Annotated in this window: 9 protein-coding genes and 1 tRNA gene; 5 read left to right on the plus strand and 5 right to left on the minus strand. The window is 72.6% G+C overall.

From position 1 onward, the window contains the following. The first annotated feature begins 86 nt into the window (after positions 1-86). From tmk to FHS38_RS30620, 4 genes are all read left to right on the plus strand, one after another. Entirely contained in the window at positions 87-3,743 is a 3,657-nt protein-coding gene (gene tmk / locus FHS38_RS30605) for a dTMP kinase (protein ID WP_184739138.1), read from the plus strand. 120 nt (positions 3,744-3,863) lie between these two features. Beyond that, entirely contained in the window at positions 3,864-5,093 is a 1,230-nt protein-coding gene (locus FHS38_RS30610; protein ID WP_184739140.1) for a DNA polymerase III subunit delta', read from the plus strand. Positions 5,094-5,334: 241 nt separating this feature from the next. Further along, positions 5,335-6,933, plus strand: coding sequence for an alpha/beta hydrolase (locus FHS38_RS30615; RefSeq protein ID WP_184739142.1), 1,599 nt, complete (start codon positions 5,335-5,337; stop codon positions 6,931-6,933). A gap of 98 nt (positions 6,934-7,031) precedes the next feature. After that, positions 7,032-7,105: transfer RNA gene (locus FHS38_RS30620), tRNA-Thr, on the plus strand. A 98-nt stretch (positions 7,106-7,203) separates the two neighbouring features. Here FHS38_RS30620 and FHS38_RS30625 read toward each other — a convergent pair. Both FHS38_RS30625 and FHS38_RS30630 read right to left on the minus strand, forming a co-directional pair. Further along, positions 7,204-7,596 carry a type II toxin-antitoxin system VapC family toxin gene (locus FHS38_RS30625; protein ID WP_184739144.1) on the minus strand — a complete coding sequence of 131 codons (393 nt, stop codon included), beginning with the start codon at positions 7,594-7,596 and terminating at the stop codon, positions 7,204-7,206. After that, on the minus strand, positions 7,593-7,865 hold the full coding sequence (locus tag FHS38_RS30630; protein WP_184739146.1) for a hypothetical protein: 273 nt from the start codon (positions 7,863-7,865) through the stop codon (positions 7,593-7,595). Before FHS38_RS30630 ends, FHS38_RS30625 begins: the two co-directional genes overlap by 4 nt. Before the next feature lie 102 nt (positions 7,866-7,967). Here FHS38_RS30630 and FHS38_RS30635 point away from each other — a divergent pair, with 102 nt between their 5' ends. Continuing rightward, positions 7,968-8,921 carry a D-2-hydroxyacid dehydrogenase family protein gene (locus FHS38_RS30635; protein ID WP_184739320.1) on the plus strand — a complete coding sequence of 318 codons (954 nt, stop codon included), beginning with the start codon at positions 7,968-7,970 and terminating at the stop codon, positions 8,919-8,921. A gap of 16 nt (positions 8,922-8,937) precedes the next feature. Here FHS38_RS30635 and fabG read toward each other — a convergent pair whose 3' ends face one another. The 3 genes from fabG to FHS38_RS30650 form a co-directional block, all read right to left on the minus strand. After that, positions 8,938-9,654: a 3-oxoacyl-ACP reductase FabG gene (fabG, locus tag FHS38_RS30640; RefSeq protein WP_184739148.1), complete on the minus strand. Its 717-nt coding sequence runs from the start codon at positions 9,652-9,654 to the stop codon at positions 8,938-8,940. Positions 9,655-9,716: 62 nt separating this feature from the next. Next, positions 9,717-10,766, minus strand: a complete 1,050-nt coding sequence (locus tag FHS38_RS30645) for an AurF N-oxygenase family protein (protein ID WP_184739150.1) — start codon at positions 10,764-10,766, stop codon at positions 9,717-9,719. Between the two features lie 35 nt (positions 10,767-10,801). Next, positions 10,802-12,277 carry a DHA2 family efflux MFS transporter permease subunit gene (locus FHS38_RS30650; protein ID WP_184739152.1) on the minus strand — a complete coding sequence of 492 codons (1,476 nt, stop codon included), beginning with the start codon at positions 12,275-12,277 and terminating at the stop codon, positions 10,802-10,804. Positions 12,278-12,307 lie beyond the last annotated feature (30 nt).

Consider the following 12,307-nt stretch of genomic DNA (forward strand, 5'->3'; position numbering starts at 1 on the left):
TCAACGCGAAGCCCGGTCATCGCCCGGTCATATGGGGGCCTTCGGGCAGAGGATTGTGATTCGGTCAGTCCGGATAGGCTGGCAGGATGACGCGAGCCGAGCAGCCAACAGTGGTGACCCCCACATCCGGCGCCCTAGCCGCGGATTCCCGCGAGCGCGCCGTACGGGCCCTGCTGCGCTTCCCGCCGCTCCGGCGGTTGTGGCGCGCCCAGGCCGTCGGCGGAATCGGGGATTCCCTCGCCCTCCTCGTCCTGATGCTGCTGTCGCTGCAAGCGGCGGTCGCGGCGGGTTCGTTCGGGGGCGGCTACCGAGGTGCCGCATTCGCCGTCGCTGCGGTCCTCGGCGCGCGGTTGCTCGCGACCCTGCTCTTCGGCGCGGTCCTGCTCGGCCCGCTCTCCACCCTCATCGCCCCGGGCGGCCCCCTCGACCGCCGCTGGACCATGATCGGCGCGGACGGGGTGCGGCTCGCGCTGCTCGCCGTCGCACCGCTGTGGATCGACTGGACCGAGGGCCGGGCGCTCGGCTGGCTGCTGGTCTCGGCCTTCGTCATCGGCGTCGCCGAGCGCTTCTGGACCGTCGCCAGAGAGAGCGCGGCCCCCGCGCTGCTGCCCGCGCCGCCCGCCGAAGGCGCGGCCGTGCGGCCGCTGCCGGACCACTGCGACGCCCTGCGGCGGCTCTCGATCCGTACGAACTTCGTCACCCTGCCCGTCGCCGCGGCCGTGCTCGTCGTCGTCACGCTCGTCGGCAATCTGCTCGGCTCGGGGATCGACTGGTTCCATCTGCACCAGGCGGCCCTCGGCTCGTTCGTCGCGGCCGGGCTGTTCGCGACCTCGATCGCGATCCTCCAGGCCCTCGAACTCCCCGCCACGCAGACGCCCCGCACGCGCTCCCCGCTCGAGGGGCTGCGCCGCCCCAAGAACGCCCAGGGCCCCGACAAGGGCCGCACGGGCGCGATCCCGGTGCTCGTCCCGGCCTGCGCGGCCGTCGCGGGCGCGATCGCCGCGGCCGTCGGCGTCGCCGCCCTCCAGGCCGTCGACCTCGGCGGGGGCCCGGTCGGCTTCGCGCTGCTCGTCCTCGCGCTCGGCGGCGGCCCGGTCATCGGCATCCGCACGGCCCGCAAGGTGCTGCCCGGCTTCTCGCGCCGCCGCCTGCTGGTGCTGGCGATCGCCGTGACGGGCGTGGCCCTGCTGGCCGCGGGCCTGGTGCCCGATCCCACGACGGTGCTGCTGCTCGTCCTGCTCGCGGGGGTGTCCGCCGGCGTCGCCGCCAACACCGGCCACTCCCTGCTCGACCAGGAGACCGAGGAGGCCCGCCGGGCCCGGACGACCGAGCACCTGCACGCCGTCGTCCGCGTCGCGGTCGCGCTGAGCGCGGTCGTGGCGCCCCTGCTCGCAGCGGCCATCGGGCCGCACCGGCTGGCACGCGGCAGCTTCGTCTTCGCGCACGGCGGGGCGGCCTTCACGCTGATGCTCGTCGGCGCGCTGCTGCTGCCCGTGGCCGCGCTCGTGCTCGGCAAGATCGACGACCGGGACGGGGTGCCGTTCCGGCGCGACCTGCTGGACGTGGTGCGCGGCGGCGACCCGGACCAGACGCCCTCGGGCACCGGCTTCTTCATCGCCTTCGAGGGCGGCGACGGCGCGGGCAAGTCGACCCAGGTCGAAGCGGTCGCCGAGTGGATCCGCGGCAAGGGCCACGAGGTGGTCGTCACCCGCGAACCCGGCGCCACCTCGATCGGCAAGCGGCTGCGCGCCATCCTCCTCGACGTCTCGTCGGCGGGCCTGTCGGACCGCGCCGAGGCGCTGATGTACGCGGCCGACCGCGCCGAGCACGTCGCCTCCGTCGTACGGCCCGCGCTGGAGCGCGGCGCGGTCGTCATCTCCGACCGCTACATCGACTCCTCCGTCGCCTACCAGGGCGCCGGGCGCGACCTCTCGCCGACCGAGATCGCCCGCATCTCGCGGTGGGCCACGAACGGCCTGGTGCCGAACCTGACCGTCCTGCTGGACGTCTCGCCGGAGACCGCCCGCGAACGCTTCACCGAGGCCCCGGACCGGCTGGAGTCGGAGCCGATGGAGTTCCACCAGCGGGTACGGACCGGGTTCCTGACCCTGGCCGCCGCGGACCCGGCGCGCTACCTGGTCATCGACGCGGGCCAGGAGCCCGCCGCCATCTCCACGGTCGTACGCCACCGGCTCGACCAGGTCCTGCCCCTCTCCGAGGCCGAGATCAAGGCCCTGGAAGAGGCGCGGAAGGCCGCGGAGGAGGAAGCCCGCCGCAAGGCCGAGGAAGAGGCCGCCCGCAAGGCGGAGGAGGAGCGGCTGGAGCGCGAGCGCCAGGCCCAGCTCGCCAAACTCCGTGCCGAGGAGGAAGAGCGGCAGCGCCGCGAGCGGGCGGAAGAGGAAGAGCGCAAGCGCCGCGAGCTGGAGGAGGCCCGGCGGCGCGAGGAGGAGCGCCTTGCGGAGGAGGCCCGTCAGGCCGCCGAGGAAGCCCGGCGCCAGGCGGAGGAGGAGCGCAAGCGCCGCGAGGCGGAGGAGCGCGCCCACGCCGCCGAGCAGGAGCGGCTGCGCAAGCAGGCCGAGGAAGAGGCGCGGCTGCGTGCCGAGGCGGCGGAACGGCGCCTGGAGAAGCAGCGCAAGGCGGAAGAGGCCCTGCTGAGGGCCGAGCAGGCGCGGATCGCCGAGCAGGAGCGGGCGGCCGAGCGGGCGCGGCTGGCCGAGGAGGAGCGGGCGGCCGAGCAGGCTCGGGTCGCTGAGCAGGAGCGTTTGGCCGAGGAGGCCCGGGTCGCCGAGCAGGCTCGCCTGGCCGAGCAGGCCCGGGTGGCGGCCGAGGCCGAGGCCGCGCGGGTCGCGGCGGAGGCTGCCGCGGCGTCCGAGGCCGACGATTCCGAGGCTCCGACGGTCGAGCGGCCGGTGTTCCGCCCGTCCGACGCCCGCAAGGGCGCGGACGCACGCCGGAACGCGGACGCGCGGCGCGGCTCGGACGAGACGCAGACCGTTCAGACGCCGACGGTTCGTCCGGCCGACCCGCGTGATGCGGACTGGACGCGGAACGCCGACACGGCGGTGATGCCCTCTGTCCCGCCCGTACCGCCTGCCCCGCCCACTGTTCCGCCCACGTCTTCGCCTGCCGCGAGCGGTGGCGGGCCGGACGACCAGCGGATCACCTGGGGTGTGGGGGGTCGTGGCGGGCGAGCCGCCGGTAAGCCCCAGGCCAAGGCTGAGGCCGAGCCCGATGCCAAGCCCGAGTCGGAATCCGAGGAGACCGCGGTCCTTCCGCAGCCTTCCGCCCGCACCACCCCGCCGAAGCCGTCCGTACCGCCCGGCGCGACGGATGACACGGCGGTGCTGCCGCCCGTGAAGCCCGAGCAGCCGGAGCAGCCCGAGCGGTCCGGACGGTCCGGACGGTCTGAGCGGTCTGAGCGGTCGGCGCGACCCGAGCGCGTCGAGCGCTCGGAGGATCCGGCGGACCGGGTGCCGACGTGGCTCTTCCGGCCCGAGGACGACGAGCGGGGCAAGGCCCCGGCGGAATCGGACAGCGAGCGTACGCGCGAACTGCCGCAGGTCGGCGACGGCCGGACCGGTGCCGATGGGTCGGACGGTCCTTCGGAGCCCACGCGCACGGACCACCGGCGCCCGGGATGGGCGGGGCGGACCCCGAAGAAGGACGCCCCCACGCTCGCGGACGAGCTCTTCGGCGACCGTGACGAGGAGGACGAGGGCCGCCGTCGGCGCAAGGGCAGGTGAGACGGGGCAGCCGGCCGGTGAGCCCGCCGCCGGCCACGGCTGCCCGGCCGACGCGGGGATCGTTGTCAGTGCCGTGTCCCACAATGGGTAACCGCAGGACCAACAGCGCGGAGGACAGCCATGGCGGTGTGGGACGACCTGGTCGGCCAGGACCGGGTGCAGGAGCAGCTCGCCGCTGCCGCGCGGGACGCGGACGCGCTCGTCACGGGCGCCGCGTCGGCCTCCGCCCTGTCCCCGGCGCCCGCCCCCGCCAGCAGCGGCGGCTCCATGACGCACGCGTGGCTGTTCACCGGACCCCCGGGCTCGGGCCGGTCCACCGCGGCCCGGGCCTTCGCCGCGGCGCTGCAGTGCGTCAGCCCCGACCGGGCTCTCAACGGCCCCGGCTGCGGCTTCTGCGACGGCTGCCACACGTCGCTCGTGGGGACGCACGCGGACGTCGAGATCGTCCGTACGGATCAGCTGTCGATCGGCGTCAAGGAAACCCGTGACCTCGTCCGCCGGGCCCAGCTGTCGCCCGCCACCGGCCGCTGGCAGGTGATCGTCCTGGAGGACGCGGACCGGCTGACCGAGGGCGCGGGCAACGTCCTCCTCAAGGCGGTGGAGGAGCCCGCTCCGCGCACGGTGTGGCTGCTGTGCGCGCCGTCCCTGGAGGACGTGCTGCCGACGATCCGTTCCCGCTGCCGCCTCCTGACCCTGCGCACCCCGCCCCCCGCGGCGGTGGCCGACCTCCTGGTTCGCCGCGACGGCATCGAGCCCGAGCTGGCCACGCAGGCGGCCCGCGCCACCCAGGGCCACATCGGCAGGGCCCGCAGGCTCGCCACGGACGAGCGGGCCCGTGCCCGTCGCGCCGCCGTCCTCAAGCTGCCGCTCCGCGTGGACGACATCGGCGGTTGCCTCAAGGCCGCGCAGGAGCTGATCGACGCGGCGGGGGAGGACGCGAAGCAGGTCGCCGAGGAGGTCGACACCAAGGAGACCGAGGAGCTGCGCGCGGCACTCGGCGCGGCCGCCGGCACGGGAGGCCGGCTCCCGCGCGGCACGGCCGGCGCGATGAAGGAGCTCCAGGACCGGCAGAAGCGCCGCGCCACCCGGACGCAGCGCGACAGCCTCGATCTCGCCCTGATCGATCTGACCGGTTTCTACCGCGATGTGCTGGCACTCCAGCTCGGCTCCCGGGTCGAGATCGCCAATATCGACGCGCGGGACGCGCTGGAGCGCATAGCGTTGGCCTCCAGGCCGGAGCGGACGCTGCGGCGCATCGAGGCGATCATCGAGTGCCGCCGCGCACTCGACAGGAACGTGTCGCCGCTGCTGGCGGTCGAGGCGATGACGGTGGCGCTGCGCGCGGGGTGAGCGGGGGCCTTGGCGGGGCCGGGGCTTCGTAGGTCAGGGGTTTCGTAGGGGCGGGGGCTGGACGTACGGCATCCGGCGGCGGATTGCTTTGTACTGGCGCGTACCTCACCCGTACGAGGACTAGTAGGCCATGGGATTAGCCAACTTGGGCATTCCTGTGGATACGCTCCGTATGCCTGCAATGGCCCTGCGTATGTCCTATGCGTAACTGTCCACCCGCCCCCACCCCGAGGGAACAGCTTTGGACACCAGCCGTCTGCTCCGCACCTCCTCCACCGTCGTCGTGACGGCGGCCCTGCTGATCTCCGGGTGTGCTTCGGGGACCGCGACGCCGAGGGCGGCCGCGTCGGCGAGATCGCAGGGCCCGGCGGACGTGGGGGACGCCGAGGGCCCGGCGCAGCGGTTCGGGCCGCTGCCCACCGAGCTGCCCGTCGAGCTCCGGCCGTATTACGCGCAGAAGCTCACCTGGCATTCCTGCATGGGCGACCGCTTCGAGTGCGCCACGATGCTGGCCCCGCTGGACTACGACCGGCCCCGGGCGGGAGACGACCTCAAGCTCGCGGTCTCCCGCAAGAAGGCCACCGGCCCCGGCAAGCGGCTGGGCTCCCTGATGGTCAACCCCGGCGGCCCGGGCGGGTCGGCCGTCGGCTATCTCCAGGGGTACGCGGGCATCGGCTACCCGGCCGCCGTCCGCGCCCGGTACGACATGGTCGCGATGGACCCGCGCGGCGTGGCCGGCAGTGAGCCGGTCAACTGCCTGTCCGACGCGGACATGGACGCCTACACCCGGGTCGACATGAGCCCGGACGGCCCGTCGGAGGTCGGCGAACTCGCCGACGCCTACCAGGCCTTCGCCGACGGCTGCGCCAAGCGGTCCGGCAAGGTCCTCGGTCATGTCTCGACCGTCGAGGCGGCCCGCGACATGGACGTCCTGCGCGCGGTCCTGGGTGACGACAAGCTCAGCTACGTCGGCGCCTCGTACGGCACCTTCCTGGGCGCCACCTACGCCGGGCTCTTCCCGTCCCGCGTCGGCCGCCTCGTGCTCGACGGCGCGCTGGACCCCTCCCTCGAGGCCCGGCAGGTGAACCGCGACCAGACGGCCGGCTTCCAGACCGCCTTCGAGTCCTTCGCGAAGGACTGCGTCGAGCGCGCGGACTGCCCCCTGGGCACCGGAGGCACCACTGCCGCCGGCGGCCGTCTCCAGGAGCTCTTCAAGCGGATCGACACCCACCCCCTGCCGACCGGCAGCTCGCGCGACCTCACCGAGAGCCTCGCCACCACGGGTGTGATCTCCGCCATGTACGACGAGCGTGCCTGGCCCCGCCTGCGCGCCGCCCTGCGTGACGCCCGGAACAACGACGGCGGCCCGCTGCTCAAGCTCTCCGACGCCTACTACGAGCGTGATCAGCGCGGCTCCTACGCCAACCTCATGTATGCCAACTCGGCCGTCAACTGCCTGGACCTCCCCCCGGCCTTCCGCAGCCCGGCCGAGGTCCACAGCGCCGTCGCCGACTTCAAGGAGGCGTCCCCGGTCTTCGGCGAAAGCCTCGCCTGGGCGGCTCTGAGCTGCGCTTATTGGTCCGTACCCGCCACCGGCCGCCCCCACCGCATCGAGGCCGAGGGCGCCGCCCCCATCCTCGTCGTCGGCACCACCCGCGACCCCGCCACCCCCTACGCCTGGGCCCGCGCCCTCTCCTCCCAGCTCTCCTCGGGCCACCTCCTCACCTACGAGGGAGACGGCCACACGGCCTACACCCGGGGCAGTGCCTGCATCGACACGACGATCAACAGCTACCTCCTCACCACCACCCCGCCCCCCGCCGCCCGGAAGTGCACCTGACCTGCGCTTCCCCCTCCCGCTCACCGGGTACGGAGCACCCCTGGAAACTGTGTAGACTAGGCCGCGCTGCTGATGCCGCTCCGGCGTTTCGGCAGCTTGCCGCCTTAGCTCAGTTGGCCAGAGCAACGCACTCGTAATGCGTAGGTCTCGGGTTCGAATCCCGAAGGCGGCTCTGTAGAAGCCCCAGGACTCACTCGCCGTGACCTGGGGCTTTTGCTTTTGCCTGGCCTCCGCCGTGATACCTCGTGCGGTTCGGCCCGCTCCGCCCGCTCAGATCTTGACGACGTGGACGCTCGGGCCGCACAGCATCAGGAGGTCCTCGGGGTCGGAGGTCAGCACGGTGACCGGGGTCGGTGAAGCCAGCGCGGTGGCCGCCACGATTGAGTCGAGTGCGTACTTGTGGCCGTGCAGGCCCGCCGCGGCGAGGAGTTTGCTCGCGTGCCGGGCTATGGCTTCCGTGGGCGGGATGATCGTCACGCGTGAGACGGCGTAGTCGAATCGCGCCTGGTTCACCCTCGGGTCGCGCGCTTCCACGAGCGTGACGGAGCTGATGACTACGCGCATGTCCTCTGCCTCGGCTGCGGACAGCCACTCGGAGAGTTCGGGGGAGCGCTGTACGAGCTTGGACAGCCCTTCGCAATCGAGGACGAGCGTGCCGCTCACGCGGCGTCTGCCGAGTTGCGTGCTTCACCGCGCAGGATGGCCCGCTTCGCCTCGACCGCGGCCGGGTCGACCGGGCCGTGCTCGGCCTCGGCGGCCTCGATCAGCTCGCGCAGTCGGTCGCGCTCCAATTGGCGCTGGATGAGGGCTTCGACATACGCGGACATGCCACGCTTGCCGGTGCGCTCCTTGAGGGCTGCGATCGTGCCCTCGTGGAGGGAGACGGACACCGGCCGGATGGGGCCTTCGCCGGGGACGGGGGTATCAGCCATGTGAGGAGTTTAACAAAGTTATTGTTATTCGGCGGGGCCAGAATGATCACCGGGCCCGTACGCGGCGCCGACGTCGGATCGTTCGAACAGGGGATCTTCGTTATGCGTATCGCCGTCATCGACGACTACAACAACGCCGCAGCCGCTCTTCCCTGCTGGTCGGGGCTTTCGGCCGGCGCTGAGGTGCGGTTCTTCCCTGATCACCTTGCCGATCCCGCGGCCGTGGTCGAGCGGCTCGCGGACTACGACGCCGTCGTTGCCATGCGTGAGCGGACGCCCTTCCCCGCGGAGGTTCTTTCCCGGCTTCCGCGGCTGAAGTTGCTCGTCACCGCCGGGATGCACAATGCCGCGATCGATCTCGCCGCCGCCGCGCGGCAGGGCGTCGTCGTGAGTGGGACGCGCATGACGCCCTTCCCGGCGGCTGAGCTGACCTGGGCGCTGATTCTGGAGCTGAGCCGCAGGGCGGGGGCGCAGGATGCGGGGCTGCGCGGGGGGAGTTGGCAGAGTGGGGTCGGGACCGGGTTGGCCGGGGGGACGCTCGGGGTTGTGGGGTTGGGGAAGCTCGGCAAGCGGGTTGCCGCCGTGGGGGCCGCGTTCGGGATGGACGTCGTTGCCTGGAGTCCTCATATGACCGCCGAGCGGGCCGAGGCCGTGGGGGTGCGGGCGGTCGGCAAAGAGGAGTTGTTCTCCTCGTCCGACATCGTCAGCGTGCATCTGCGGCTGTCCGACTCGACCACCGGGCTCGTCGCCGAGGACGATCTGCGGCGGATGCGGCGCAGCGCGTTCCTGGTCAACACCTCGCGCGCGCAGATCGTCGACGAGACGGCCCTGGTCAAGGCCCTCGGTGAAGGCTGGATAGCCGGTGCGGGGCTCGATGTGTACGAGGAGGAGCCGCTCCCCGCCGGGCACCGGCTGCTCGACGCGCCCAACACCGTGCTGACCCCGCACATCGGCTATGTGACCGGCGACAACTTCGCGCTCGTCTACGGCGATTCCGTCGAGGCCGTCAACGCCTACCTCGGCGGATCGCCGGTCAGGGTGCTGAGCGGGGAGTGACGCAGGGGCGCGGTGCTCAGTGGCCCATCCCCAGTCCTCCGTCCACCGGGATCACCGCGCCCGCCACGTACGCGGCCGCGTCGCTCGCCAGCCAGGTCACCGCGCCGCTGACCTCGTCGGCCGTGGCCGTGCGGCCGAGCGGGATCTGTTCGCGCTGTTCGGCGAGGTGGGCCTCGGAGAGGCCGGCGGTCATGTCGGTCTCGATGAGGCCGGGGGCCACCACGTTCGCGGCGATGTTGCGGGCGCCGTACTCACGGGTGAGGGAGCGGGCGAGGCCCACCAGGCCCGCCTTGCTGGAGGCGTAGTTGGTCTGGCCCGCGCTGCCGAGGAGGCCCGCCACCGAGGAGATCAGGATGATGCGGCCGCCCCGCTGCCGCAGCATCTGGGGGACGGCGCGCTTCGAGCAGCGCCAGGCGCCCGCGAGGTTGGTGTCGAGGACGCGCAGGAACTGTTCCTCCTTCATGCGGATGAGGAGGCCGTCCGCGGTCATCCCCGCGTTCGACACCAGGACGCCGACCGGGCCCAACTCCCGCTCCACCGTGGTGAAGGCCTTGTCCACGGACGCGGTGTCGGTGACGTCGCACTCGACGCCGAACGTGCCCTCGGGGGTCTCGCTGCCGCGGTGGGTGACCGCGACCCGGTCGCCCAGGGCCACGAAGGCCCGGGCCGTCGCCGCGCCGATGCCGCGGTTGCCGCCGGTGATCAACACCGTGCGGGGCTCCCGTTGTTCCATGGGGTTCACTTCTCTCTGCTCCCGTTCGCCGTTTCGTCCGTCCTGACGTTCCGCCCCGCTTGCTACGTCAGTGGCGCCGGCTCCGAATCCGTGATGGTCCGCGACCAGTCGAACTCCAGGTCGTCCTCCACGCCCAGCCGCTCCACCAGGCCCCGGAGCCCGCTGTAGTCGTGGATCAGCGGCCGCTTGCCCGTCGCGTTCTCGATGTCGTGGAGCATCTCGTGGCCGCCCGGCAGGCCCGTCCGGTCCATGATCCGGTGCCAGGTGGCGAAGTCGTTGGCCACGAAGCCGTCCAGCCCCGCCACCAGGGAGTCCAGGAAGAACCGGCGGCCCTTCTCGTCCAGGTCCGCGTAGACCCTCTCGGCGAGGACCGTGGATATCGACGCGTGGCAGTACTCGTCGCGGTTGTGTATGCGGACGGTGGCGCTGTTCACCGGCTGTATCTCCGTGTCCTCCGCGATCAGGTTCAGATACGCGTTGATGGAGATCTCCGCGACCGTCGCGAAGCCCAGGGTGGTCAGCGAGCGCTGCCACTGCTCCGGCCAGGAGTCGCGCAGCCGGGCGTGTTCCCGGGCGACGCGGGGCAGGGGCAGCGCGGCGTCCGGGAACGCCTCGCTCCGGCGGCGGCGGGTGACCGCGCTCGCGTTCATGTGCATGAGGGTGTGGTACTGCTCGTCGACCATCGCCTGGGCCACCGAGCGCTGTAGCTTCTCCCCGCCCAGGCTGGGGAACCAGCCGTCCAGGGCCAGTTGGAAGGCCGGGTTGACGACCTGGCCCTCCAGCAGCACCGTCGTGCGGTTGTACGCGACCCATGCCCAGCTGAGCAGCCGGGAGCGCTCCTCCGGGTCCAGGGCCAGATACGTGGGGTGCTCGCGGAACGGCAGTATGCGCTCGGGGTAGTCGAGCTTGTCGACGTCGAACAGTTCGTCCAGCTCGGGTTCCTCGCGCTTGACCGCCGCCCTGCGGTGCCAGTTGCCCGCCAGGCGGACGATGACCGCGTGCTCCGCCGGGTCGTTCTCGTCGTGGTCCGGCACACCGTCCGGGATGCCGCCCGGAACACCGTCCGGGGCGGCGTCCGCAACGCCGTCCGGCAGCTTCGGATCGTTCTTCATGTCCACTCCTCCGTCGAGTCAGTGCTCCGCCTGAATCAGTGCTCCGCTTCCTGCGACGCCTTTTCCTGCGACGCCTTTTGCTTCGGGTCCGTCAGCCACAGCGCCGCTACGGCCGCCAGGGCCGCGAGGACCGTGCACATCACGAACACCTGCCGGAAGCCGTCGAGCGTCTTGCCGCTCTCACCGCCGAGCACGGCCATCAGCGCCGCGAAGGCCGCCGTGCCCAGGGCCGCTCCCACCTGCCGCGCCGTCGTCGCCAGACCCGCGCCCGCCGCGAACAGGCGGGGCGGCAGGGCGGTGGCCGAGGCGCTGGACAGGCCGGTCATGACCGCGCCGATGCCCACACCGCCGATCAGGGTGGCGGGCAGCCAGACCACCAGGAAGTCCGGCTTCGACTCCAGGCCGATCATCCAGATGCCGCACTGGACGGCGAACAGGACGCCGCCCACGACGACCGCCACCCGCTGGTGGGCACGGGCGTAGCGGCCCGCCAGCACCGAGGCGATCACGGACATCACCGCGCCGGGCGCCAGCGCCAGCCCGGCCTCCACCTCCGAATAGCCCCAGATCTCGGTGGCGAACAGCGGCGCGGCCAGCAGCCAGCAGTACATCGAGCCGCCGAACAGCACGAACGCGATGTTGGCGACCCGGAATTTACGGCTGCGCCACAGCGAGATCTCCACCGCCGGCGCCGGGTGGCGGCGGGAGCGCAGGAGCGCCAGGGCCAGCAGCACCGCCCCGCCCAGCAGCGCCCCGAGGAACGCGGGCGAGGTCCAGCCCCAGCTGCTGCCCTCCGTCAGGGCGGCGACCACGCCGCCCACGCCGAGCGCCACCGCCAGGGTGCCGATCAGGTCGGGCATCCGGCCGGCCGGCCCCGTCCGGGGCGGCAGGATCCGGTAGGACGCCACGACCAGCACCACACCCAGCGGCACGTTGATCAGGAACACCGACGGCCAGCCGAAGCTGTCGACCAGCAGGCCGCCCAGCGGCGGGCCGACGGCCGCCGCGGCCGAGCTGCTGGCGCCCCACAGGCCGATGGCGCTCGAGCGGCGCTCCGGCGGGCGTGAGGACAGCACCAGGCTCAGCGCGGAAGGAATCATCCCGGCGGCGGAGATGCCCTGGAGCACCCGCATGCCGACCAGGAACTCCACCGTGGGTGCGATCGCGCACAGGCCGGAGGCGAGCGTGAATCCGGCTACGGACAGCAGGAACAGTGCCCGGCGCCCCAGCACGTCGGCCAGCCGCCCGGCGGGCGCGAGAACGGCGGCGAAGACGACGGTGTAGCTGCTGACCACCCAGGAGAGCGCCGACAGGGAGGCGTCGGGGAAGCTCTTGTGCAGGCTGGGGAAGGCGACGTAGGTGACCGAGACATCGAGGAACGCGACGAACGTCGCGCCGCACGCCATGAGCAGCGTCAGTCCGCCGCGCGCGTAGGCGGCGTCCTGTCCGGTGTCCGGTGGTGGGGCGGTGGTCTCCGGGGTGACTAACTGGGCGGCATCCGAACCGGACATGGAACTCTTGCGACCTTTCTCGACCTGTAC

Origin of the sequence: Streptomyces netropsis, assembly GCF_014203545.1 — a bacterium.
In the GTDB taxonomy this organism is placed as follows: domain Bacteria; phylum Actinomycetota; class Actinomycetes; order Streptomycetales; family Streptomycetaceae; genus Streptomyces; species Streptomyces netropsis.